The organism is Trinickia sp. (genome assembly GCF_051953405.1).
Lineage (GTDB): Bacteria > Pseudomonadota > Gammaproteobacteria > Burkholderiales > Burkholderiaceae > Trinickia.
Window position 1 is genome coordinate 37,112 of record NZ_JBQCIV010000146.1, and the last position, 25,169, is coordinate 62,280.

Annotated in this window: 15 protein-coding genes; 5 read left to right on the forward strand and 10 right to left on the reverse strand. The window is 63.6% G+C overall.

Translation table 11 applies throughout. The features are described 5' to 3' along the window. Positions 1-7 precede the first annotated feature (7 nt). A complete protein-coding gene (locus ACTHN9_RS26145; protein ID WP_440539718.1) occupies positions 8-9,001 on the forward strand; it encodes a two-partner secretion domain-containing protein in 8,994 nt (2,997 codons plus the stop codon). Beyond that, positions 8,998-9,249, forward strand: coding sequence for a hypothetical protein (locus ACTHN9_RS26150; protein ID WP_440539719.1), 252 nt, complete (start codon positions 8,998-9,000; stop codon positions 9,247-9,249). Before ACTHN9_RS26145 ends, ACTHN9_RS26150 begins: the two co-directional genes overlap by 4 nt. Positions 9,250-9,294: 45 nt before the next feature. Here ACTHN9_RS26150 and ACTHN9_RS26155 read toward each other — a convergent pair whose 3' ends face one another. After that, a complete protein-coding gene (locus ACTHN9_RS26155; RefSeq protein WP_440539720.1) occupies positions 9,295-9,417 on the reverse strand; it encodes a hypothetical protein in 123 nt (40 codons plus the stop codon). A gap of 60 nt (positions 9,418-9,477) precedes the next feature. Between ACTHN9_RS26155 and ACTHN9_RS26160 the strand changes: the two genes are divergently transcribed. Next, complete coding sequence (locus ACTHN9_RS26160) at positions 9,478-10,572, forward strand: patatin-like phospholipase family protein (RefSeq protein WP_440539721.1); 1,095 nt, start codon at positions 9,478-9,480, stop codon at positions 10,570-10,572. Between the two features lie 207 nt (positions 10,573-10,779). On the opposite strand, the gene ACTHN9_RS26165 is transcribed toward ACTHN9_RS26160, so the two are convergent. The 4 genes from ACTHN9_RS26165 to ACTHN9_RS26180 are packed head-to-tail and all read right to left on the reverse strand — an operon-like array spanning position 10,780 to position 16,631. Further along, positions 10,780-12,000: a CaiB/BaiF CoA transferase family protein gene (locus ACTHN9_RS26165; protein WP_440539722.1), complete on the reverse strand. Its 1,221-nt coding sequence runs from the start codon at positions 11,998-12,000 to the stop codon at positions 10,780-10,782. A gap of 14 nt (positions 12,001-12,014) precedes the next feature. Then, entirely contained in the window at positions 12,015-13,205 is a 1,191-nt protein-coding gene (locus tag ACTHN9_RS26170; RefSeq protein WP_440539723.1) for an acyl-CoA dehydrogenase family protein, read from the reverse strand. A gap of 51 nt (positions 13,206-13,256) precedes the next feature. Beyond that, positions 13,257-14,462, reverse strand: coding sequence for an acyl-CoA dehydrogenase family protein (locus ACTHN9_RS26175; RefSeq protein WP_440539724.1), 1,206 nt, complete (start codon positions 14,460-14,462; stop codon positions 13,257-13,259). A 42-nt stretch (positions 14,463-14,504) separates the two neighbouring features. Then, the gene (locus tag ACTHN9_RS26180) at positions 14,505-16,631 is read right to left on the reverse strand and encodes a 3-hydroxyacyl-CoA dehydrogenase NAD-binding domain-containing protein (protein ID WP_440539725.1); all 2,127 of its coding nucleotides are present in this window, start codon (positions 16,629-16,631) and stop codon (positions 14,505-14,507) included. 145 nt (positions 16,632-16,776) lie between these two features. On the opposite strand from ACTHN9_RS26180, the gene ACTHN9_RS26185 reads away from it, so the two are divergent. Further along, positions 16,777-17,679: a LysR family transcriptional regulator gene (locus tag ACTHN9_RS26185; RefSeq protein ID WP_440539726.1), complete on the forward strand. Its 903-nt coding sequence runs from the start codon at positions 16,777-16,779 to the stop codon at positions 17,677-17,679. A 52-nt stretch (positions 17,680-17,731) separates the two neighbouring features. Here the strand turns inward: ACTHN9_RS26185 and ACTHN9_RS26190 are convergent, their stop codons facing one another. Together ACTHN9_RS26190 and ACTHN9_RS26195 are read right to left on the reverse strand one after the other, a co-directional pair. Then, entirely contained in the window at positions 17,732-17,938 is a 207-nt protein-coding gene (locus tag ACTHN9_RS26190; RefSeq protein ID WP_440539727.1) for a CsbD family protein, read from the reverse strand. 134 nt (positions 17,939-18,072) lie between these two features. Beyond that, the gene (locus tag ACTHN9_RS26195; RefSeq protein WP_440539728.1) at positions 18,073-21,207 is read right to left on the reverse strand and encodes a transglycosylase domain-containing protein; all 3,135 of its coding nucleotides are present in this window, start codon (positions 21,205-21,207) and stop codon (positions 18,073-18,075) included. Positions 21,208-21,851: 644 nt separating this feature from the next. Here ACTHN9_RS26195 and ACTHN9_RS26200 point away from each other — a divergent pair. Then, positions 21,852-22,565 (forward strand): autoinducer binding domain-containing protein, encoded by a 714-nt coding sequence (locus tag ACTHN9_RS26200; protein WP_440539729.1) that lies wholly within the window; start codon positions 21,852-21,854, stop codon positions 22,563-22,565. A gap of 323 nt (positions 22,566-22,888) precedes the next feature. Here the strand turns inward: ACTHN9_RS26200 and ACTHN9_RS26205 are convergent, their stop codons facing one another. From ACTHN9_RS26205 to ACTHN9_RS26215, 3 genes are all read right to left on the reverse strand, one after another. Then, positions 22,889-23,536 (reverse strand): ATP-binding cassette domain-containing protein, encoded by a 648-nt coding sequence (locus tag ACTHN9_RS26205; protein ID WP_440539730.1) that lies wholly within the window; start codon positions 23,534-23,536, stop codon positions 22,889-22,891. Positions 23,537-23,692: 156 nt separating this feature from the next. Then, complete coding sequence (locus ACTHN9_RS26210) at positions 23,693-24,457, reverse strand: LysR family transcriptional regulator (protein ID WP_440539731.1); 765 nt, start codon at positions 24,455-24,457, stop codon at positions 23,693-23,695. 305 nt (positions 24,458-24,762) lie between these two features. Then, complete coding sequence (locus ACTHN9_RS26215) at positions 24,763-24,963, reverse strand: hypothetical protein (RefSeq protein ID WP_440539732.1); 201 nt, start codon at positions 24,961-24,963, stop codon at positions 24,763-24,765. Positions 24,964-25,169: the final 206 nt, after the last annotated feature.

Here is a 25,169-nt window from a genome sequence, read left to right on the forward strand (position 1 = left end):
ATTTGGGATGCAGCCATTTGCAGCCGAGGCGCAAGCTACGCTGCCGATGGTTCCCGATCGCAGCGGCGCGAACCATCCCGTGGTGGGCGTGTCGGCCTCGGGCGTCCCGTTGGTCAATATCGTCACGCCGAACCAAGCCGGCGTCTCCTTGAATCACTTTACGCACTACAACGTCGGGACGAACGGCGCGGTTATCGTCAACACGCCAAGAAGCGCCCAGAGCCAAATCGCCGGCTGGGTGCAAGGCAACCCGTTGATGGGCAATACCCCTGCGCGCCTGATTATTAATCAAGTGACGACGGGCAACCCTACACGGCTGTTAGGCGTAACCGAAATCGCCGGCAACCGAGCCAATCTGATCGTCGCCAACCCTGCCGGTATAACGTGTGCCGGATGCGGCTTCATCAACATTCCTCGCGTATCGCTGACCACCGGGCGGCCGTCTTTTAATCGGGACGGTTCGCTGGCGGGATTCGATGTCGCGAAAGGGCGGCTCGCCATCGACGGCGCGGGACTCGACGCCCGTGGCAGCGCAATCGACCTGATCGCCCGCGCGATGCAGATCAACGGGCAAGTGTGGGCCGACACCATTCGCTCGACGGCAGGCGCGAACCACGTTAGCTATGCCGATGGCACGGCCACGGTTCGCCCCGGCGAAGGCGATGCGCCGGCTGTGGCAATCGATGTCCAGGCACTGGGTGGCATGTACGCGAATAGCGTGCGCCTCATCGGCACGGAGGCGGGCGTTGGTGTCCGCAGCTCAGGTGTCGTCGATTCGCTGACCGGGGACATCGAACTGTCCGCCAAGGGCGATGTCGCCATCGTGCATGGCGGGCGCATCCAGGCCGCGGGCGACGCACGCATCGATGCGCCCAACGTGACGAACGAAGGCGCGATCGTCAGCGGCCGAACCGTTCGGCTCGACGCGGGTTCGACGCTTCGCAACGAGGGGACCATCGCGGCACAATCCAATGTCACTCTCGCTGCAGCAACAGTTGACAACGCCGCCCATATTCTCGCGGGTCTCGACGCGAGCGGAGAGTTATCGGCACCGGGCAGCGTGTCCCTGACGGGCGATGTCCTGTCGAGTAACAGCACGCTTGCGGCGGGTGATAACGTCAATCTGAAAGGATCGGCGGTGTCGCTCGATGGCGGCGTGATATCGGCGGCAAGCGCGCTCAACGTGGATGCCGACGAGCGATTGACGACGCGAGGGGCGATCGCCAACTCGCTCAATGCAACGTTGCACTCGGAAGGCGAATGGATCAACGACGGCGGCATGATCGTCGCCGTCGACGGTGCGCGCATCGATGCTCGATCGGCGTCGAACCTAGGCGGGACAGTTGTCGGCGAGACGCTGTCGCTGAAAACCGGCGATCTTCGCAATGTCGGGGGCAATCTTCTCAGCCTACGCCGTTCCGAGATCTCGACAGCGAATCTCGACAATGTAGACGGCTCGATCGGCGCTCGCCGCGGCGCGCTTCATCTGTCGGCAAGCGGAAGTCTGTTCAACGATCGCGGTCACATCATCGGCGGCGACGGCTTGTGGTTCGACATCAGTCGTTTGGCGAGCAATCGGGACGGCAAAATCGGTATCGTGGCAGGCGACGGCGGCATTCGCATTGCCTTCGATGCGAATAACGACCATGGGACGATCCTTTCCGGGCAGCGGCTGAAGGTTATCGTCGATGGACGAATCACGAACGGCCAAGGGTCGATCGTTGGCGGCGATGGCTTGGAATTGCAGACTCGTTCGATTGAAAGCAATGCAGGGGGCGAGATCGGCAGCATAGGGGGCCGAGCGAGCATCCTAGTGCACGATGCATTGAACAATGTGGACGGGGGCGTGAGATCCGGTGGGGCACTCTCGGTGAGAGGCGCCGCGCTGGACAATCGCGACGGTGAGATGCGCGGCAGTGAACTCGACCTGAACGTCGCCTCGTTGAAAAACGACGGCGGCATGGTCGTCGCGGTCGGTACGGCCGAGATTCAAGCCGAAAAGCTCTCTAACCAGGGCGGCTTCATCGGTGCGCTTGACGGAACGCTGAGCGCGTCGGTGTCGGCCGCGATCGATAACACGCAAGGTGCAATGCTGGCCGGCGGCGATGTCAAGTTGGCCGGTTCGGGTTTCGTCAACACACAGGGGACCGTATCGGGCACTGACGTCGGCCTGAATATGGGCGAGGCAGCGATCGTCAACACGCTCGGCACGATTGGCGCTAAGGGTCGACTCGAGAGCGAATCGGGCGCATTCGACAATCGCTCAGGGCTGATTCAAGCGAGTGACTCGGCGACAGTCGATACGCACTCGAATCGCTTCGACAACCATACGGCGGAAGGCGCCACGGCCGGCGGCAGCGTGATCGCGAATGGTGTCGTGCTGACAACGGGCGCGCTCGACAATACCGGCGGGGTGATTTCGTCGTCGGATACGACACAGGTGAGGGCGCCGTCGATATCGAACGATCGAGGCGCAATCCTGTCGCTCGGTAAGCTCGACGCGGAAAGTGCGGGGCCGATTTCGAACGTCGCAGGCCAGATCGGCAGCAATGCGGATGTGACGATGTCCGGTACGACAATCGACAATACGCGGGGTGGCGTACATGCCGGAGAAACGCTGACCGTGACGGGCGACGCGATCGTGAACGGGCAGACGAAAGAGACGGCACTCGCCCCCGTATTGGGTCTTCCGCCATTGCAGGCCGGGATGGAGGCGGCGACGGTATCGGTGACGGCCCGATCGCATATCGAGAACACCGAGGGCTCAATTCGATCCGATGAGAAAACCCATCTGATCGCGCAGAGCATAGAGAATACGCGTGGTGTGGCCAGCTCGTCAGGTCGGCTCTCGATCGATGCGAATCAGACACTGACGAACGTCGATGGCGACGTCCTTGGCGGCCAAGCGATCAATATGGCGGCCGGTGCGCTGGATAACAGAGGCCGGATCGAGTCGAGCGGGCGCATAGAGGTCGAAACGCGTGGCGACCTAAACAATTCGGGCGACATTCGCGCGGGAGGCGACCTCCGTGCCGCTGCGGGCGGGAATGTGGGCAATAGCGGCTCGATGACCGCTCGCGGCGTAGCCGAAGTGGCGGGCAAGCGAATCCACAATGCAGCGAGCGGGGAAATCGTCGGTAATACCAAGACAGGCGTGCTCGCCGAATCGGTGTCGAACGAAGGACTAATCGATGGCACGCGCACGCTCGTCAAGGCGAAGGACACGGCGGAGAATGCGGGGCGGATATATGGCGATTGGGTATCCGTTGGCGCGCAAACCGTGCGTAACCGCGCTGACGCGAACGGAGCGGGCGCGGCGATGGCATCGCGTGGAGACATCGATATAGGCGCTTCCGTGATCGAAAACGAGAGCGGCAGCCTAATCTATGCATCGAACGATATTCGAACAGGCGCAACCCTCGATGCCAACGAGAACGCTTCCGAGAACAAGTCGGCGCGGATCAAGAACGTCGGTTCGGTGATCGACGCGGGCGGTAACCTGAGCATTGCTACGGACCGTTTTGAAAATCTCAATGCCCGCTTCGAAACGGAAAAGATCACAACCGATTCCGGTCGGCAGCTTTGGTACACGGTCCCCGGCTCGACGGAACGGATCGATTCGTCCGCCGTCTACTTTTATCAACGCAATTCGGAAGAGGCGCGGCCGGGTACCGACTATGGATGGGCACTCGACGATGACCAAAAGACGCTGCTCCTTCCCTCGGCGCAATACCCTTTCGCCGAGTACGCCAAGTACACGATGAACGGCATCGCAGGAAAGATCGACCGCGTTCACTATCCGAATCTCGCGCCCTTCTTCAGGAACGCCGACGGAATCGCGAGCGATCCAGCACCCGCAGGCGTATTTCGCACGGTGCCCGCCGAGATGTGGGCGAAATTCGGGATCGAACCGCCTCCGCTGCCACCGGAGCCGTCGTTGATCAAACCGGCCGACTTCCGCCTAACCGCGTGGGGTCATCAACGGCACCTAGGGGCTGATTGGTACACGTTAAGCGCACCGATCGCACAGCCTCGGCAAGACGGCGCGCCACCGACGCAAGTGCAATTTTGCGCGGGTGCGGCGACCGAACGCTGCACGGCGCTCAACGAGTGGCACAAAAGCCTGACTCGGTCATACGGCGCACTGAGTCGCGCGATCAATGACTACAACCAGAATGTGGCGAGCCGGATCGTTTCGACCTGGAACATCTACGACGTTCAGGTGAAATCCACGAAGGACATTGTGACCGCCACGCAGCCGGGCATCGTCACGGCCGGAAGGGAGATGACGATTTCTGCGCACTCGGGCATCAACGACAAGAGTCAGATGGTGGCCGGCGGGCGTCAGTATTTGAACGACGCCATCCAAGACAACAGCCAGCCGAAGGGGACCGAGAGTTTCGAGGGAGTGGGGAAGGCGATTCATACGTGGATCGAGTCGGGGGGCGCATTCCGCGGCGATGATCGCAAGCAAGCCATAAGGGGCTACGCCGCGCCGCTTCCGCCAAGGGAGATCGATCTGCCGGTTGCCGTCGCTACGCCGACGAACCTAGACCCGATCAAGCGTATTGCAGCCGACGTGGCAGTGATGATCGGTACGTCCGACATTCGCGTGGCCGGTGCCGCTGCGCAATCTATTCAGGCACCCGGCGGCGATCCGACGCGGACGATCGCTGCGTCCGGTGGGCTGCTTGGAACGACGGGTTCGCCCACGGCCATGGCACAAGCGAAGCTCGGGACGATCGAAATTCGCATGATCGAGCCCAACATCAAACTGCCGAACAACGCCTTGTATCGGGTTGTCGCCGACCCGGGCAGTCGATATCTGATCGAAACGGATCCACGCTTCACGAACCGGAAGGCCTGGCTGTCGAGCGAGCAGATGATTGGGGCACTCCGTGTCGACCCGGGCTCGGTGCAGAAACGTTTGGGCGACGGGTTCTACGAGCAGCAATTGATTCAGCAGCAAATCGTTCAAGCGACCGGGCACCGATTGATCGGCAACTATACCGATAACGAATCGGCCTACCAGGCCCTGATGGCCAACGGCGTGAAAGCCGCGCAGCGATTCGGCATGAACGTGGGCACGGCTTTGACCGATGAACAGATGGCGGCGCTGACCGACGATATCGTGTGGCTCGTGAATCGCTCGGTGGTCTTGCCGGACGGGTCGGAGCAGACCGTCTTGGTACCGCAAGTGTATTTGCGTGCGAATTCGGCCGATGTGACCGGTACCGGATCGATCGTTGCGGGCAACGATGTAGTCGTGAACAACGAGGGGGCGCTTAAGAACTCGGGCACGATCGCAAGCCGGGGCATCACGATCGTCACGGCGGATTCGATCACGAATGTCGGTACCGTGGCGGGGCGGTCGGTCAAAGCCGAGGCGCGGCAAGATCTGATTAACCTTGGTGGATTGATACAGGGAGACGCGATCGAGCTTTCGGCCGGACGCGATGTGCGGCTCGTCAGCACCACTCAGACGAGTACAAAAGCAAACGGGTCCGCTACGGAACTCGATCGGGTATCGCAAATCAATGCTGGGACGCTGACGGCGCGGGCGGGACGCGACCTCGATGCGAGCGCGGCGCAGATCGTTTCATCGGGAGAGGCTTTGCTCGCGGCGAAACGCGATGTCAGCCTAACTACGCTTCGTCAAAGCAGCGAAGACCATGTGCGGTGGGACGACAAGAATAGGAGTAACCGTAGTGCGTCGATCGATATCGGGACGACGGTCCAATCGGGAGGCAATCTCGGCATTGTAGCCGGGCGCGACTTCAATGCGACTGCGGCGAGTGCCAGCGCTCAAGGGAGCTTGAGTGCAGTCGCCGGGCGCGACGTTAACCTCCGTGCAGGCGAGCGAAGTGCGAGTGCGTACGACGAGCACCATATGAAAGAAAGCGGGATTTTGTCGTCGAAGTCGACGCATACGATCGACGCGAGTCGCTATACCGATGCGGTAGGTACCCTGCTGTCGGGTAACACAGTTGAAGTAGTGGCTGGCAACAATCTAACCGCGAGCGCAACAACGATTGCGGGCACCGGTGACGTGGCGTTGGAAGCCGGGAACGACATGACGATCACGACGGCGGAGACATCGTCGAGCGAATACCACTTCAAGGACGTAAAGAAGTCGGGATTTGGAACAGCAGGCGCGGGGATTTCACACGGCACGAATCAGACGATTGATTCGAGCTTGGGCACGGAGAAAGGCGCTCGCGGTAGTTTGATCGGCAGCCTCGGCGGCAGTGTCTCTATGCGTGCGGGCAACAAGCTTCGCATCGCGGGATCCGATGTTGTCGCGGCGCACGACGTGACGGGTGTCGCCAAGGAGGTCAAGGTCGAGGCGTCGCAGACGGATCGGCATCGCTATGACACGCATGAGGCGAAGAGTTCGGGATTCACATTGGCTGTCAAATCGCCGGTGCTGGACGCGCTGCAGAACCTCAATCGGCAGGCACAGGGCGCTAGCCGCAGTCAGGATAGCCGCGCATCGGCGTTGCATGCGATTGCCGCAGCGGGTGGTGTGGCGGATCTTGCGGGTGCATCAGGCGACATGGCGCGTGCGCTGAGTGATGGGGGGAAGCCGGAAGCGAAGATCGAACTGAGCTTTGGGTCGTCTCGCAGCAAATCGACGTATACGCAGGACAGCGTGCTGAACAACGGTAGCCATATCAAGGCGGGCGGCGGGGTTGCGTTCGTTGCGACGGGCGATAAGAGCGCCGGCCAAGGCAACGTGACGATCGTGGGCTCCGATATCGTAGCCAAGGACGTGCTGCTGAAGGCAACCAATAAGGTCAATCTGCTCAACGCCACCGATAGCGAGCGTGTGAGGAGTACTAACGAATCGCAGAGCGCGAGCGCGGGGGTGTCGTTCGGCACGAATGGATGGGGTGTCTCAGCCGCCATGTCTCGGGGGAAGGGCTATGCAAATTCCGATGCGACGATGCAAACGAATACACATATCGTCGCGAGCAACGCGGCGACGATCGTAAGCGGTGGCGACACGGACATCATCGGGGCGAACGTCAGCGCGAAAAGGGTGATCGGGGAAATCGGTGGGAATTTGAATATCGCGTCCGTGCAAGACACAGTGCATAGTGTGGCGCAACAGCGCAGTTCGGGCGGTGGCTTCAGCGTCAGCCAGGGCGGCGGCAGCGCGAGCTTCAGCATGAGCAAGAGCGACGCGAGCGGAAGCTACGCGGGCGTGAGCGAGCAGTCCGGTATTCAGGCGGGAGAGGGCGGATTCGACATTACCGTCAAGGGCAATACGGACTTGAAGGGAGCGTATATCGCGGGCACGGCTACTCCAGAGAAGAACCGGTTGACGACAGGCACGTTGTCGTTCTCGGATATCGAAAACGGTTCGGACTATCGCGCCAGGAGCGCAGGCGGAAGTGTGGGCGGCGGGGTTGGTGATGGCGGCAATAACTATGCGACCCATGGGCAAACGGCGGGCAGGAATGCAGGTGGTGCGTCACCGATGGTGCTGAGTGAGAGCGGAAGCAGCCAAGCGCTGACAAAGAGCGCGGTAAGCGACGGCAGCATCACGATCATGGACGAGGGTAGTCAGCGGCAGGATATAGCGATGCTGAATCGCGATACCTCGAATCTGAACGGGACGGTCGACAAGCTGCCGGATTTGAGCAATGCGCTCGCCAATCAATCGGACATGATCGATGCGGCGCAGGCGGCGGCTGAGACGATCGCCAAGCAGATCGGAGCGTATGCGGACAAGAAGGAACGCGAGGCGCTAGCGGCGGCGAAGCGCGAGACCGATCCAACGCTTCGCGAAAGTTATCGGAAAACGGCGAGAGATTGGGCAGAGGGCGGCGACTATCGCGTCGGGTTGCATGTTGCAGGCGGTGCGCTCACGGGAGGGCTGACGGGAGGCGGTGGCGGTGCCGTCGGAGGGGCAGTGGGTGCGGGGTTGTCGGCGAAGCTTGCGCCGCAGTTGAAGGAGATTGCGCAGTCGGTCAGGGATGCGGGCCCGACGGGCAATGCGGACGTGGATCAGTTGCTCGGGAATCTGGCGTCGAATGTGCTGGCGGGTGGGGGCGGCGCGCTGGTAGGCGGGTCGACCGGAGCGCTCACTTCGGCCGCTACGGATCGATTTAATCGGCAACTTCACCAGCGCGAATACGACGATGCGAAGCGGCACGCGAAAACTGTTGCGAAGGAATTGGGTATCAGCGAGCAGGAAGCGGAAGGGCGGATCGTTGCCGAGATACTAAGGAACTCGGACAAGCAGACGGCGCAGGCATCGAGCGGGAAGCACGATTACAAGGTGCGGAGCATCGTGGGTTGCCAGAACCTGAACTGCGACGGCTATAAGAACGATCCGCGGTATGCGAATCATGACTACAACAGCGAATACATCGAGCCGAATCGGGGCTCATATGACCTTGGCCAGCGGCGACTCGGGCGCGGTGAAACGTATAACGAGTTGGTGACAGCGAACATCAAAAATGACCCGCTGGGAGCGACGCTGGCCGGTGTTGGCCTGATCGGCCTTGGCGTGTCGACGGGTGGTTCGCTGGCCCCGGGTGGCATGATGGGCGCGGGTGCGCTTCTTGGGTTGGGAGCCAATGGTAGCGTACAAGTGATGGGCGATCAGCCGTTTGACTGGAAGAGCTTTGCGCTATCGGGCGCGACGGGTGCGCTCTCGACGGGGATGAAGTTCAGTCCGGTGTTTCTGACCGGAGTGGGTGGTGCGCTGACCGGCTCGGCGCTGCAAGGTCAAAATCCGAACGGAGCGATGACTGGGGCGGCGGTGGGAACGGTGATTGGGTATCCGCTTGGCTCTAAATTTGAGAGCAAGCTCCAGGACATACTGAATCCTTGGTACCGACAAGAGTGGGCGGACGTTGGCATGGGGGTGTCGAAGTACGTGCCGCCGAGTACGATTCCGTCGTGGGTTGGCGGTGCATTGGGTGGTGCAGCGCAGGCAAGGACTGGTGCCGCTGTACAGAGCAAGGCCGATGGAGGTGACAAGAAGTGAGTTCGAAGGCCAGCTTTGAATGGTTCCGTTGCATGCACTACGTGTTGCTTTGGCTGATTGTGATGGGAATCGGCATCACCATTATCGAACTTGCTGCCGGCCCTGCTATCCTATGGCTGCTGAACGACATTCCATATCACTTACCGACATGGATCCATGCGGGCCGAATGGCGATGTTTGTCGTTCTTTTCGGCGTGTTCGCTGGCACGGTGACGTGGTTCAGCGAAAAGAAGTCGTCAGGTCGCTAGCCTGAAAAACGGAGCCGACGTGAACCGGGCTCGTCGTATTGGGCGTCAGTTGATGACGGGTACGCCGGCGATCATGTGGCGATGGCCGGGGTGATGGTGATGCGTGAGTTTTCGTTCATGCACGGCGTGAAACGTCAGTGAGGGGAGCGTATCCGCGAATTTTCCCATGGCGGCAGCACCGGCCACTGAAGCACAGTGACATATCGCCCCTCCGTCGCTGTCGCCACCATGTCCCAATCCGCCCAAAGCCGCCCCGCGCCCGCCGCCACGCCAACCCAAATCGCGTTGCTGCTACAAGGCGGGGGCGCGCTCGCCAGTTTCCAATGCGGAGCCTACGAGGCGCTTCACGACGCGGGCATCGAGCCGGAATGGGTCGTCGGTATTTCGAGCGGTGCCCTCAATGCGACGATCATCGCGGGCAATCCGCCCGAGCGCCGGCTCGAGCGGCTACGGGCGTTCTGGAAGACGATTAGTCAGCCGGCGCTGCCCTATCCCGCTGCCCTGCGCGCATGGCGCACCTTCGTGGCCGGGAGCGCCGGTTTCTTTCAGCCTAAGCTCGTACCGGCGTTCATGCAGCGATTTTGGGGACACGAGTTCGAGAGCTGGTACGACGTCTCCCCCTTAAGAGAAACCCTGGCGCGCTTCGCGGATTTCGATCGCGTCAACGACGCGCGTTCGATGCGTTTATCGCTAGGTGTGGTCGAGGTGCGTAACGGCGAGTGCATCTATTTCGACAACAGACGCACGCGCCTCACACCCGAGCATGTCGTCGCAAGCTGTGCGCTGCCGCCGGGATTCTCACCCGTCGAAATCGACGGCAAGCACTATTGGGACGCAGGCCTGATTTCGAACTCGCCGCTCGACTGCCTACTGCTCGATCCACCTCACATCGACACGCTTGCGATTGCCCTGGATCTATGGCGTGCGCCCGGCACGGTGCCCGTCGATTCGGTGGGCGTTGCCTCCGTCATGCAAGATCTTCAATACACTGCCAGGACGCAGCCCGCGATGGCCGCCGTCGAGGCCGCCAAGAGCGCAAAGGCATTGCTCGCCGCGCTGCTCGAAACGCTTCCGTCGGACTGCCGGGAAATGCCGGCGTACCGCCAGGCGCGCGCGGCGCTGCAGGAGCCGTCGCTGCGTGTGTACGACGTGATATACGACGATAAGCCCTGCCAACGCTACTACAAGACCTTCGATTTTTCCTGGCCGCAGGTTGCGACGCATTGGAGCAACGGCGCACGAACGATGCAAGCGGCGCTGCGCCGCGATGGCGAGTTGCTCCGGGTGGTGCGTGAGGGCAAGACGGTGCCCGTCGCTGCTTGATCGGACGACGCCGTCCTCCCTGATCCGACCGATCGTTTCCGATGCGGCCATGGCCGAGGCGTTGCGTGCCTTTCACGCAACGCGAGCGGAGGAGGCAAGATCTCAAGTGGAAACCGACATAGACGCAAATGCGCAAGCGAGAGCGGCCAACAGCGCTCGCTAATCGCTACCGAGCCAGCACGGAGCCGCTAACCGCAAATCGTTCCCTTAGACCACGCCATCCCGTCTCAGACGATCGATCGCCTCGATGTCGAGCCCCAGCACCGAGCGCAATACGTCTTCCGTCCCTTCGCCGAGTACCGGCGGGGCATGGCGCACCGGCGGCCTTTCGCCGTCGATTCGGTAGGGCGGGGCGAATACATGCTCCGTCCCGGCAACCGGATGCGGCTGCGCCGTCACGAGCCCAGCGGCGACAGCGCGCGGCGAAGTCAACGCTTCGTGCAGCCCCATCACTTCGCCGCATGGGATCCCGGCGGCCGTCAGGCGCTCGAGCAACGTCGCGCGCTTGCGTGTTGCCAGCTCCGCTTTGATCTGCGGGATCAACGTGTCGCGGTGCGCGCCGCGCGAGACATTGGTGCGAAAGCGATCGTCCTCGGCCAAGTCGGGCCGCTCGATCACCTCGCGGCAAAAACGCGCGAACTGTGCGTTGGTGCCGACGGTGACGACGATCGGTCCGTCCTGCGCATCGAACACGCCGTAGGGAATGATCGACGGATGCGCGTTCCCATAGCGAGGCGGATCTTCGCCGGCAAGCAGCGCTTCGAGCCCGTAGTACGACGTGATCGCCACACCGCAATCGAACAGCGCCATCTCGATCCGGCGGCCGCGTCCGCTTCGCTGCCGGTCGAACAGCGCCGCGAGCACCGCCTGCGCTGCGTACATGCCTGTCACGAGATCGACGACGGCTACCCCGAATTTCAACGGCGGCTGCGTGGGTTCGCCGTTCAGCGCCATCAAGCCCGATTCGCCCTGCACCACGAGGTCGTAGCCCGGCCGCGCCGCCTCGGGATCGCCGCGACCGTAGCCGGAAATCGAGCAGTACACGAGCGAAGGATGCGTTCGACTCAGCGTGTCGTAATCCAGGCCGAACGTGCTCGCGCCGCCGAGCTTGAAATTTTCGACGACGACGTCGCTCTTCAAGGCAAGCTCGCGCGCGAGCCGAGCCCCTTCGTCCGTTTGCAAGTCGAGCGTCAGCGAACGCTTGTTGCGGTTCATGCTGTTGTAATAGCACGTCTCCGTCCGGCCGATGCGCGAGCCCCAGTCGCGCGTATCGTCGCCGCGCTGCGGGTGCTCCACCTTGATGACTTCTGCGCCGAGATCGGCGAGTGCCATCGCGCACGAGGGACCCGCGAGCACGCGCGACAGATCGAGCACGCGGATGCCGGCAAGCGGAAGGGCGGGGCCTGGGTTTCGATTCGATTCGCTCATGGCGGGTCCGCTCGTCATCGCGGTTGTGTCGATGGCGTCGTTTCGGTCGCTTCGGTCGCTTCGGTCGCTTGGTTCGATACTCGACCGAACGCGATATAGCGCGCCAAATGATGGTCTTCGTCGCCAAGTTGATGATCGATCATGACGAGCCGTTTCGCGTAATGCGCAAGCGGCAACTCCCAGGTCATGCCGATGCCGCCGTGCAATTGAACTGCCTCGCGCGAGAGGCGCGCGCCGATGTGGCCGACCGTGTGCTTGGCGGCCGAGAGGGCGCGCTCGCGCGCGGCGCGCGGGGCATCGAGCGCCGCGGCGGCATTGATCACGGCCGAGCGTGTCTGTTCGAGGTCGATCGCGAGATCGGCCATGCGGTGCTGCAACGCTTGGAAGCTGCCGATCGGCACACCGAACTGACGGCGCGTGCGCAAATACTCGAGCGTCGCGGCAAACGCCGTCTCCATCGCGCCCAGCGCTTCCGCCGAGAGGGCGAGTACGCCGCAGCCGAGCGCTCGTTCAAGCGTCTCGAAGCCCTCGTCCTTAGGGCCGATTAGCGCGCTAGCCGGCAATGTCACGTCCCGCAGGAACAGTTCCGCGCCGCGGCCGCCGTCGATCAACGGATAGCCGCGCAGCGTCAGTCCCGGCGCATCGCGCGGTAGCCAGAAGAGCGAGATGCCATGTTCGGCGTCGACGGCTGCGCGGGTGCGCGCGGATACGACGTAGCCGTCGGCGGCTTCGGCGCATAGGACGACCGCCTTCGTTCCGTTCAGGCGCCAGCTCTCGCCGATGCGCGTTGCCGTCGTGGCGACGCGGGCCAGCGCGTAGCGCGAGTCCGGCTCGCCATGGGCGAACGCGGCCACTGCTTCGCCGTCGATGACGCGCGCGAGCCATGCGCGCTGCTCGGCGGTGCCGGCCAGCGATAGGGCGCGCCCGGCGACGAGCGCACCGAGGAACGGCTCGACGACGAGGCCGCGCCCGAGGTGTTCGAAGACGACGGCAATGTCGTCGCCGGTGCCGCCGAAGCCGCCGTGTTCCGGCGCGAACAACGCGCCGATCGCACCCAGTTCGCCGAAGCGGCGCCACATCGTGCGATCGAACCCGTCGGGCGAGCACGCGATGCGCTGGCGTGTCGCGAATCCGTATTGCTCGGCGATGAAGCGCGCGAGCGTGTCGCCGAGCATTCGTTGTTCGTCGGTCAACGCGAAATTCATCGTCGGGCACTCCTAGGTTGTTTGCTCAGCGAGACGCACCGCCTAGCCGCATCAAAGTTCGAGGATCGTCTTGGCGATGATGTTCTTTTGGATCTCGTTCGATCCGCCAAAAATCGACAGCTTGTAGTTGTTGAAGTCGCTCTTGGCTGCATCCGGTGCGTCGAACGAACCGAGCGGTGCACCCGTGTAGCCCTCGTCGAACGCTTCGTCGACGAACGGCTGCGCATAAGGACCCAACGCTCGACGCATGAGTGCGGCGATTTCTTGCCGGATCTGCGTGCCGCGCACTTTGAGCATCGAACTGCGCACGCCCGGCGCGCTGTCCGCGGCGGCCGCGATGGTACGCAGGTTGGTCGTCTTCATATGCTCGAGGTCGATCGCGACGCGCGCCATGCGGGCCGCAAACAACGGATCGTCCGCGAGCGGCCGCCCGTTGTGCATGATCGTCGCGCTAGCGCGTTCAAGCCGCTCGAGCGCCGCCACGGAGAACCCGATGCCGGCGATGTTCGTGCGTTCGTACGTGAGCAGATATTTGGCGTAGGTCCAGCCGCGATGTTCTTCGCCGACGAGGTTCTCGATCGGCACGCGCACGTCGGTCAAAAAGACTTCGTTCACTTCGTGTTCGCCGTCGAGCGTGACGATCGGACGCACGTCGATGCCGGGCGTGCGCATGTCGATCAGCAAGAAGCTGATGCCTTCTTGCTTGCGTCCGTCGGTGCCGGTGCGAACGAGGCAGAACATCATATTCGCGTAGTGCCCGAGCGTGGTCCACGTCTTCTGGCCGTTGACGACGTAGTGCTCGCCGCGCGCGTCGATCGCACGCACGGCGCGCGTGGACAGCGAGGCCAGATCGGAGCCCGCGCCGGGTTCCGAATAGCCTTGGCACCACCAATCGCTACCGTCGAGGATGCGCGGTAGCCAATGGCGCTTTTGCGCTTCGCTGCCGTATTCGATCAGCACCGGCCCGAGCATGTTGACTCCGAACGGAACGATGCGCGGGGCGCCGGCGAGCGCGCATTCGTTGTCGAAGATAAAGCGCTGCACGGCGCTCCAACCCGTGCCGCCATGCTCGCGCGGCCAGTGGCTCGCGAGCCACCCGCGCGCGTTCAGGATCGCGTGCCACTCGGCCATGTCTTCGCGCGTGAGCCGCAGCCCGTGTTTGACTTTGTGCGCGGTCCGCGCGGGCAACCGTTCGTCGAGAAAACGCCGAACGTCGGCACGAAATGCTTGTTCTTCAGCCGTGAATCTCAGGTCCATCGCTAGCCCCCCGTCAGATGAAACACCGCACCGAGCCGCGCGCTACGACGCCGTGCCGTTCATGCTCGCGAAATCGGCGCCGCGTTGCACGAGTTCGACGATGAGCGGCGACGGCTTCCAAAAGAACGCGTCCTCCTCGGACAAACGCTCCAATTCGGCGAGTACGTTCGGCAGCCCCAGCATGTCGGCGTATTTCATCGGGCCGCCGCGATAGCGCGGGAAGCCATAGCCGTAGATCAACGCAACGTCCACGTCGAGCGGACGCAGCGCGATGCCTTCGCGCACGACGTTCGCGGCTTCGTTGATGACGGCGCACATGAGCCGGCGCACGATCTCGTCGTCGGTGAAACTACGCGGCGCGATGCCGGCGCGCAAGCGTTCGCTCTCGATGATGGCCTCGACTTCAGGATCGGGCGTGCCCACGCGCGCGCCTTGTTCGTAGCGATAAAAGCCGCGGCCCGTCTTTTGCCCGAACCAGCCGCGCTCGCAGAGTCGATCGGCGATTTCGACGTAGCGCATGCGCGCATCGCGCGTCGGTGCACGGCGTTTGCGCGCGGCCCAGCCGATGTCGCCCCCCGCCAAATCGACCACTTGGTACGGGCCCATCGGGTAGCCGAACGCGCGCATCGCGCGGTCGATTTGATACGGCGATGCGCCGTCTTCCAAGAGGTAATCGGCCGCTGTGCGATAAACGGCAAGCAGGCGATTGCCGATGAAGCCGTCGCAGACGCCCGCGCGCACCGGCACCTTGCGCAGTTGCTTGGCGAACGCGAACGAGGTGGCGACGACGTCCGCCGCGACGCGCGAGGGAACCACGATTTCGAGCAGCTTCATGACGTTGGCCGGCGAAAAGAAGTGCAGGCCGATGACGTCGGCCGGCCGCGACGTTCCGCTGGCGATGTCGTCGATGTCGAGATACGAGGTGTTCGTCGCCAAAATGGCGCCGGGGCGGCACACTCGATCGAGTTCGGCGAAGACGGCCTTTTTGACGGCCATGTCTTCGAACACCGCTTCGATGACGAGGTCGACGTTCGCCAGCGCGTCATAGGCGGTGCTGCCCGCGAAGCGGGCGAGGGCGGCGTCCTTCGCCTCGGGTTTCATACGCCCTTTGGCGACGAGCCCGTCGTAGACGCGTTCGATGTGCGCCCGACCACGGGCGAGCGCGGCATCGTCGCGCTCGATCATCGTGACGGGCAGCCCCGCGTCGAGCACGGCGACGGCGATGCCGGCGCCCATCGTGCCGCCGCCGACGATCCCGACGCGCGCGATCGGACGCGCACTGGCGGATTGGGTTTCCGGCGCTTTGACGACTTCGCGTTCGGCGAAGAAGGCATGGATGAGACCGGCGCGCTGCGGGCTGTCCAGGCATTCGAGGAAGAGCTTGCGTTCGAGCGCGAGGCCTTCGTCGAACGGCAGCGTCAGCGCGGCGTCCACCGCGTCGACGATCTTCATCGGCGAAAAGAGTCCGCGCGTCCGCGCTGGCGTGTCCTTGCGCGCGGCGGCAACGGCAGCGCGATTCGCGTCGGCATCGGCCAGCCCCGCGACCGCCGCGCGCGTGGGCCGCACGCCGGCCTTCGCGGCGAGCAGTTCGCGCGCATAGGCCAACCCTTCGCCGAGGATGTCGTCGGTTGCACCGAGGCGATCGACGAGGCCGAGCGAGCGCGCTTCCTCGGCGCGTGCGTGCCGGCCGGAGAGCATCAAATCGAGCGCGCCGGCCGCGCCGATGAGGCGGGGCGCGCGCTGCGTGCCGCCCGCGCCGGGCAGCAAGCCGAGCTGGACCTCGGGCAAGCCGAGTTTGGCGCCGCGCACGGCGATTCGGTAGTGCGCCGCCAGCGCGAGCTCCAGGCCGCCGCCGAGCGCCGCGCCGTGAATGGCGGCGACGACGGGCTTCGTGCAGTTTTCGATACGGTTGCAGACCATCGGCAGCAAGGGCGGCAGCGGCGGCTTGCCGAATTCGCGGATATCGGCGCCCGCAATGAAATTGCGTCCCGCACCGACGATCAGCACGGCTGCGACGGCGGCGTCGTTTTCGGCGGCGTCGATCGCTTCGACGAGGCCGCGGCGCACATCGACGCTCAAGGCATTGACGGGCGGGTGGTCGATGGACACGACCAGCACGTTGCCGTGCAGCGATCGGGAGACGACGGAGGCGGAAGGGACGGAGGTCATGGCGGGGCGCGAGGCGAGGTGGACGATCGTGCGATTGTCGATCGGATAGCGGGAATTGACAATTAGAGCCTGGGTTGACAGACTGTAAAAATTTCTTTGACAGTGCATATTGTCTGGCGAAGCAGCCCGGCACACCGGCGGACCCATGGATCTCAATTCGCTTTCGTTGCTCGTCGAAATCCTGGAGGCGGGCAATCTGAGCGAGGCGGCGCGCCGGCTCAAAATGACGCGCGCGAACGTCAGCTATCACCTCAATCAGTTCGAGCGCACGCTCGGGCTGCAACTCGTGCGGCGCACGACACGGCGCGTCGAGCCGACGGAAGCGGGGCTGCGCCTGGTCGAACACGGTCGCGCGATTCGGCGCGCGCTCGAAGCGGCGCAAGAAACCGTCGAAACGCTCGGGCGAACGCCTCAAGGCCGCGTGCGGCTATCGGTGCCGAGCGGTTATGGGCAACTCGTGATGGCCGATTGGCTGCTGACCTTCAAACGGCTGCATCCGGGCATCGTGCTCGATGTCATGTTCGAAAATCGCGTGGAAGACTTGCTGCGCGACGAAGTCGACATTGCCGTACGCGTGATGTCGGAGCCGCCGCAAAACGTGGTCGCGCGCGATATGGGCGCGGTGCGCTACGTCGCGTGCGCGTCGAAGGTCTATGCGGACGAGCATGGCTTGCCGACCGAGCTGGAGGCGTTGCGCACGACACCGCTGATTACGGCAACGGTCGTCGGCCGGCAGCTTCGTGTCGCGGCGTATTTGCGCGAGGAGCGGCACGAAGTGCTGCTCGAGCCCACGTTGATTTCGGAGAACTTTCTGTTCTTGCGCCAGGCCGTGTTGGCCGGGCTCGGGGTGGGCATCGTGCCCGATTATGTGGTGCAGGACGACATCCGCCGGGGCGAAGTGGTGACCACGCTCGATGCCTGGCGGCTCAGCATCTTCGGCACTCGCATGTACCTGCTTTACATGCCGGATCGTCATCAAACCCGCGCGGCCGCCGCGTTCATCGAGTTCATTCTCGACCATGCGAAAAAAGCGGGGCGGACCGGCTGACGTTCGCCGGGCCGCCCCGCTGAGGGCTTAAGCGCGCGCGTGTGCGCGACCGTCAGTGGTGCTTTTTCACGTCGCGGTCGCGATTGAGTTCGTCCTTCAAGTCTTCCTTGGCGTCGCCGTAGCCCTTGCGGACATCCCCCGCGGCTTCTTGGAGATCCCCCTTGGCTTGGCGAGCCGGATCGTTCGTCACCTTACCGACTGCTTGATTGACCTTACCCTTCGCCTTTTCCGTCACGCCCTTCACTTGATCCTTGTTCATGTGAGCTCTCCTTTTACGTATGCCGCACGTGCGACACCGACTCTCTCGCAACGCGCGTGCCCGTCCCCGCCTGCGCAGCGGGGACAGAAGGCGTATAGGAAGGAGCGGGGCGGCGAGCGGAAATGCCCGCCGCGTCAAAAGGCCGGGGTGGTAGCGGCAGCGGTTGCGCCTTGCGTGCCAACCGAGGCGCGTGTGGCCTGCGTTGGCGCATCGTTTGCCTCGAGCACCGGGGCGAGGGTGGGGCCGAGCGATTTGAGTAGTTGTACGGCCATTGCGCTCGTATAGTCGTAGCGAGCGGCATACGGTTCGTGCGCGTAGGCCGTCAGCGTGCCGTAAAAGCGATTGCCGATCACGAAAACGAACACGGCGGTGCGATTGACCTTGCGCGATTCGATGAGCCGCCCGCCGCGCGCGTAGACGCCGTAGCGCTGATCGCCGGTGCCGGTCTTGCCGTAGACATCGAGCGTGCGCCCATCGCCGAGCGGCAAACCGGCCGCTAGACGCGCGCCCGTGCCGCCGAGGACGACATCGCGCAGCAGCGAGCGCGCGACCGTCACGATTTCGGGCGAGATGCTTTGATGCCCCTGGCTCGGCGCACGGCCGAAGCGCGTTTCGAACGGCGTGCCCGCGGCGAACGTGAGCGTGTCGATGCTTTGCGCACGGTGCGTCTTGCCGTCGTTGGCGATGATGCCGATCAGATGGGCCAGCGCGTCGGGCCGGTCGCCGGAAGCGCCGATGGCGGCGGCGAACGACGGCGTGATCGTCTCGAACGGGTAGCCGAGCGCACGCCACGATTTGCCGATGGCGTCGTACGCCTGTAACTCGACCATGTGGCGGATGCGGCGGTCTTGCGTCACGTGATGGCGCGTCTTGAACAGCCAGGCGTAGGACGTGAGGCGGGCGTCGCGGCTTGCCTTGCGCAGGTCGTCCTCGGTCGCGTTCGGATGCTGGCGCAGATAGGCGAGCATCCACAGCGCGATCGGATGGACGCCCGCGATATAGCCGCGATCGTTCAGATTGAACTTGTCGATGGCGTATTTCGCATAGAGCTTGGCGAGATCGTCGTCGGAAATCGACGCGCTAGGGGTGTGCTTGAGCGCCGCGCGCATGCGCTGCGCAAACCACGGAAACGGTTCGTCGGGGGCGACGCTACGTAGTGCCGTCGCGAGCTTCGGCGGGCTCTTGCGCATGTCGGCAACGAGCAGATCGAGTGCCTCGTCCGGGCCCTTGCCGTGGTATTTGACGAAAAACCGATGCAGATAGACGAGGCTTTCCTGATCGGCAAAGGCGTCGAGGTAGCGGCGGCGCAGCAGCGGATCGTCGAACCAATGCGCGGAAGGACCAGCCGTCTGCACCATTTCGTAGTGCACGATATCGCGCATCAGTCGCACGAAAACCAAATTGACGGAGTGCTGGAAGGCCTCGCGCACGGTCAGGATGCGGCCGTTGTCGGATTTGTCGAAATTCGAGAATGTCTGGGCCCCGCCGCCCGTATAAAACGTTTCGCCCGGGCTGGCCGAATACTTGCGCTCGACGGCGGCATCGAGCATGGCGGGCAGCGATCGATCGTTCGTATGGGAAAGGTAGTCGACGGCCCAGCGCGACAAGCCGTCGAGCGGGTCGAGCGGCACGTGTTTGAGTTCCGTTGCGCTCAGAGACGCATAGCGTGCGTGCAAGGTCGAGACGATCTGCAAATACGTGACGATCGTTCGCAGCTTCGCCGTCGAGCCGAGATTCAGCCGCGCGCCGCCGTTGATGTCGAACGGCTGATTCACGCTGTCGGTTTGCACGCGCACGACGTCCTGGCCGCTCGGCTCGTGTTCGAATAACGCGAAGCTGAACGAGATTTTCGACGGATCGTCGCCGGGGCGCAGCATCTCGAACCCGTAGAGTCCGGCCGCCTTCGCGCCGTCGACCGTGGCGGCCTGCGCGAGCCGGGCGCCGACGGCGCGCTCCACGGCGTCGTCCAAGGTCGAATGGACCGTCAGGTCGAGCCGGTCGAGATCGTAAAAACCGTTTACGCCGAGCGCTTGTTGCAGGCGCGAGCGCACAAGCGTCACCGCCTTGCGGGCGACGAACGAGGCGGCCGGCTGCGGCGGGGCGCCTTTGTGCGAATCGAGCGGGGCCGCGAGCGCGGCGTCGCGAAGCGGCGCCGAGATCACGCCGTTGGCCGCGAGCACCCGGATATAGCTATCGGTCAGCCGATCGAGCGCCGGACGGTTGCGCACGAGGTAGTACGAGGGCGCGCGCTGGGCGATCAACAGCGAGAGCGCCTGCTTGAACGCGAGTGCTTCGCTGGCCAATACCCCCGGCGCGGCGGGCCCATTGCCGGTTTCGGCGGTGATCTGCGAGAGCAGTTGGTTCGCTTCGTCGAAATCGCGCCCGTACCAAGCCGTCATCCCGTCGCCGAGGCCCTGCACTTCGCCGATACCGGCGCGCGCGGCGAGCGGCACCGTGTTCAGGTAGTGCACGACGATGCTTTTGCGCACCGCTGTCGTGTTTTCTCCGCCGAGGTAGGCGCGAACCGACGCCGACGCAATCTGACGGAGTTTTTCGGGCGGCGTTTGGGTGCGGCCCCCCGGAGAGTGGCGGAACTTTTCGGTTTGCGTGGCGAGCGTCGAGCCGCCCGGCGTCGATTGATGACGATTGAAGACGCGTAGCGCTTGGTCGGAGAGGGCGCGGCCGAATCGGCCCCAGTCGATGGCCGGATTGCGATCCGGCTCGCTCGGGTCAAGCAGATAGCGATCTTCGATGAACGTCAGTGCGCTCACGACGATCGGCGGAATCGAGTCGAAGTCGGGATACGCCAAGGCGGGATACTGTGCACTAAAAAGCGGCACGCCGTGCGCATCGAACAAGCGCAATCCGGCCTGGTCTTTTTCGGCATACGGCATGAACAAACCGCGATCGGCGAGCGAAGTCATCATCGACGAATCGCGTGCTTGGCCCGTGACCACATAGCCGCGCGCCCGCAGGCGCGCTTCGAAATCGGGCAGGCGCGCGTAGCCCAAACGCCAATCGTAAGGGCCGCCCGGCGAGGGAAAACGGATCTCGTCGCTCGGCCCCGGCTGGACTGAAAACGATACCTGCCGACCCAAACTCGCGAAATAGCGCGCCTGGAGCCTCGACGTTTGCATCTCTAGCGAGACGAAATAGGCGGCGAGCCCGACCAGCGCGGCCATGCCGACGAAAGCGAGCCATTTCCATCGCGCGCCCGGCGACATCGTGGCGATGTAGCGCAAGGGCAGACGAGCGATCGGCCGATTCATGATGAGGCTCCGTGGGCGGCATCGCCACCGCGCTGACGACGCTCGTACTAGTTTAATCACGCGCCGAACGCCTGTGCAGGTCGCGTGATGTGTTCCGCCGCACGTATGCCTCTTTTGGCGTTCGAACGGTGCGACGGCGACGGTGTCCCTGTTTCTGTTTCCAGCAACGAGCACGCCCGCGCGACCGTCGCACTGTGCCGCCGCACGCGGGGCCGCGAACGGGCGACGGTGCATAGAAAGTGCGTGTCGTTCGCAATGCGGCCTCATTGTCCGTAAATATGACGCTCCGGCTATCGCGCGAAAAAGATTTCGGTATTAATTTCTTGTCAAATAACGTTGGCGATTAAACGAGCTTGGGTTCGATTTTTAGTGCGCCGAAAATGTGCGATGATTGCGTGCGTTTAAAATCGCGGGAACGAACGTCGCACGATGCGAAATGGCGGAAATCGAGCCGTCGCCCATTGAAGTATCGCGGTTGAAATCTAGAAGAGCCTTTGGCACGTGTCTCGTTCGAGAGCCGCGGCTCGGTGCATGCCGAGCACGGGGAGACGTGTGCCGGGATGTCGATGCTCCGGCTGCTGGTGCGGCCGTTTCGGTATCGCGCAGGTCGCTCGCAAGGCTTGCGCGACGACAAGGAGGCATAAATGAAAAGCTGGGCCGAGGACCTGTTGCACGAATTGAATCGCACGAACTGCGATTCGGAAATTTTCAGCAAGATCGAGGGTGCGGCAAAGGGCTTGGGTTTCGAATTCTGCGCGTACGGCTTGCGGGCACCGTGGCCGTTGTCCAAGCCGAAGACGCGCTGGATGAGCAACTATCCCGAGGCATGGAAAAAGCGGTATTTCGAAGCGCGCTACCTTGACATCGATCCGACCGTTCAGCATGCGCGCCGTTCGCAGTCGCCGATCCTCTGGAGCGATGCGCTCTTTAGCGCGGTGCCCGAGTTTTGGCACGAAGCGCAAGCGCACGGGTTGCGCCACGGCTGGGCGCAGTCGGCGTTCGACAGTTGCGGCATCGGAGGCATGCTGACGCTCGCGCGTTCGAGCGGGCCGGTCACGGCTCAAGAGCTGGCCGAAAACGAAGTGAAGATGCGCTGGCTCGTCAGTACCGCTCATTTATCGCTCAAGCGCGTGTTGATGCCGTCGTTGATGGACGATCCCGAGCGCGGGCTCACCGATCGCGAGGTCGAGGTGCTGAAGTGGGCCGCCGACGGCAAGACCTCGGGCGAGATCTCCAAGATTCTCGTCATCTCGGTGGATACGGTTAATTTTCACGTCAAGAATGCCGTGACGAAATTGAAGACGACAAACAAGACGGCCGCGGTCGTGCGCGCGGCCATGCTGGGTTTGCTGCAATGAATCGTCTGTCTAATTTGCATTGTTCATCGAGCCATATGCGCGCGGGTGTGCGCTGCGATTGATCGCTCTAAGCCATTTGCCGGCCCGATTCACTGTGAATCGTCATGCCATTTTCCATACGGCGTTAATGACATGCAGTTTTCGAAAATCTCCGATTGGCGGGGTGAGGCCATAATGCGCGTGCTTTGGAGTGCGTGTCGCCCTCGGAGCGATTCTCGAGAATTGGCGCGAATGGCGTATTCTCGAGCTTGCCGTGCTGTGACGGATGTCTCGGGCGCGCGAGCCCCGAGCCGCCAGTCGCGAACAGGCCGGCATGACATCGTTCAAACGAGACGGCCGCCGTCGAGCAAAAACGCGGGTTCGCCCGCGCGGGCCTTCGGCGTCGCGCTTCGTTGCGCAATTACCACAGCCGTTCCTTCCCCGGCCAGTTCCGCACCCAGTCCGGCCACTTGCTCCGCTTCCGCCGGGACCAAGGCATCGAATGGATCGTCGAGCAGCAAGAGCCGCGGCTGCGACATCAATGCGCGGGCGATGGCGAGCAGTTGTCGCTGGCCGTTCGTGAGCCGGCTGGCGCTCTGGTGCGCGCAAGCTTTCAGAAAGGGGAGCCGTTGCGCCAGGCGGTCGGCGCGCGCTTCGATGCCGGGCCGATCCGTGTCCCGCCACACCGCGGCAAGAAGATTGTCGCGAACCGAAAGCGAACTGAACAGCAGCCGATTGTGCGGCACATAGGCAATGCCGCGTGCCAGCAGTTCGGTCGGCCGCTTGCGGCGGATGTCTTCGCCGTCGAGGCGGATCACGCCGCGTTTGGGCCGCACGAGCCCCGCGATCGCCATGAACAGCGTCGTCTTGCCCGAGCCTCCCGGCCCCAGCACATAGGCGAGACTGCCCGCGAACAGGGCGAACGAGATGTCGTCGAGGACCTCGCCCTTGCCGTAACCGGCGGCGAGCGATTCGATTTGCAGCAGTGGCATGCGCATCGGGTGTCACCTCCGGATACGGATGCGGCGCGCTGGATAGCACGCCGCACTCGAACGCCGTCGATTTCACCTGCCTAACCCAATCGGGGCAACTACTAGAAATGGTGGGCGCTGCGCCGGACGCCGTTTCGGTCGGACGATTTCGGCACGTTATGCGCTCGTTGCGGCTGCGGCCGGTGCGTGCGCTCGCGCGGGCGGCGGCGAAGCCAACGGGGCGCGGGCGACGGGCGTCGAACGGGCCGCTAGGCTCGCGTCGGGGGCGGGCTGCGCCGCCATGTGCGCTTGCTCGACGATCCACTGCGCCACATCGCGCACGTCCTGGCGCGCCGATGCGTCGGCCTGCACGAGCCAATAGGCGCCCCCGCTCGCCGGATCGCTTCCTGCGGCCGGCGCTCCGGCGGGCGGCATCACGATCGCTTCGTCGAAAAGGTACGTGGCGCCGGGCGCGGGATTCGACGAGCTTGCATAGCGGACGGCGAGATCGATAGCCTCGGTGCGCAAGTCGAGCAGCTTGTCGCTGGGCGCGACGCGTACGTCGAGCGCCGGGTAGCGGTGCTGCAGGTCGGATAACCGGGGCAGCAGCCACGATGTCGCGACGCCGATGCTGGCCGTAATCGTGACCGGTTGCCGTTCGGGTGGGCGCGCGATCGTCTCGAACGCCTCCTGGAGCTGGCGCACGACGCCGTCGGCCGTTCGGAACAGCCGTTCCCCAGCCGGCGTGAAGGAAATCGAGCGGTAGCCGCGATGAAACAGCGATACCCCTAGGGCATTTTCGAGCGAGTGAATCTGTCGGCTGACGGCCGATTGCGTCAGACATAGGTCTTCCGCGGCGAGCGTTACGCTCATCCGGCGGCCGACCGCGACGAAGCCGCGGATGAGATCGAGCGGTGCGAGTCGAACGAGAGGCGTTGCCATGCGTCTACCCCATACGAAAGTGACGGGAAAGTCATGCGCTCGCGAAGAACGCATTACACCGTGCGGGATTTAAGCGATTCTTATGCGAAACCGTAACTGGCACATTTGGTAGGCGCATGCCGAGGCGGTGCTCAGGAAGGGCCTGGCTGATAGGCGGAGCACGGCGAAAGCCGATGGGCGGCGCTATCGGAAGGGGCGCTCCAGCATGTATCGCGCGCCTCGTGCGGGGCAATAGGACGTGGCGGGGGAGACAACGGCGGCGTCGCGCGCCCGCGCCGAGCGGCCGTTGCGGTGAATGCGGGGTGTCAGCGATCCTTGTCCTCGGGGCCATCGGCCTCGGATTCGCCGCGGACCGCATCCGCGAAGCGCGCGAGCGCGGCGAGCGATCCGCTTACGCTCACGTACTGCTCCCGGCCGATCTTTGCATCGAGCAGCACCGCCATGCCCGATTCGCGTGCGAGTTCGATGAGGTCCATCCGCTGGCGTTGTCCTTGTGTCTTGTTCATGGTCTCTTCTTGAGAAGCGGTGATGCCGGGATTCGCGTTCGCGCCGCGCGGCTGCTGCGGCCCCACGCCGAGTGCGAAATGCTCGCGCCCGATCCCGCTCTCTTCGAAGCACGACGCGTACCCAGTCCGGGTGCCGCTGCGGGCACGGTGCCGCGTCGCGGTGGCAGCGATCCCACGGCCTGCCGAATGCGCGGGTCGCCGGGAAG